At 59.0% G+C, this 222-nt stretch carries 1 protein-coding gene; it reads left to right on the top strand.

Translation table 11 applies throughout. The features are described 5' to 3' along the window. Window positions 1-32: 32 nt before the first annotated feature. The coding region (locus L6762_RS12125; protein ID WP_423817130.1) for a transposase family protein at window positions 33-222 on the top strand (190 nt) is incomplete at its 3' end.

Below are 222 nucleotides of genomic sequence, written 5' to 3'. Positions count from 1 at the left end.
ATGGCTTGGAAAGATATCTTGATGAGAGCACTGTGGCTGATAAGGGCTATATCGGGTTGGGGTTGGCTACCCCGGCCAGGCGCAAGCCGGGTCAGCGGCTGAGTCGGGAGCAGAGGCGGAATAATCGGGTGCTGAATCGGCTGCGGTCGGTGGTGGAGCGGGTTATCGCTCACATCAAGACTTGGCGGATTCTTCATACGGGGTTTAGGCGGCCGTTGGGGT

It is taken from the genome of Rothia nasimurium (assembly GCF_928381705.1).
Taxonomy (GTDB): domain Bacteria; phylum Actinomycetota; class Actinomycetes; order Actinomycetales; family Micrococcaceae; genus Rothia; species Rothia nasimurium_G.
Note: the sequence above shows the minus strand (reverse complement) of the source record. Positions and strands in the feature narration are given on the sequence as shown.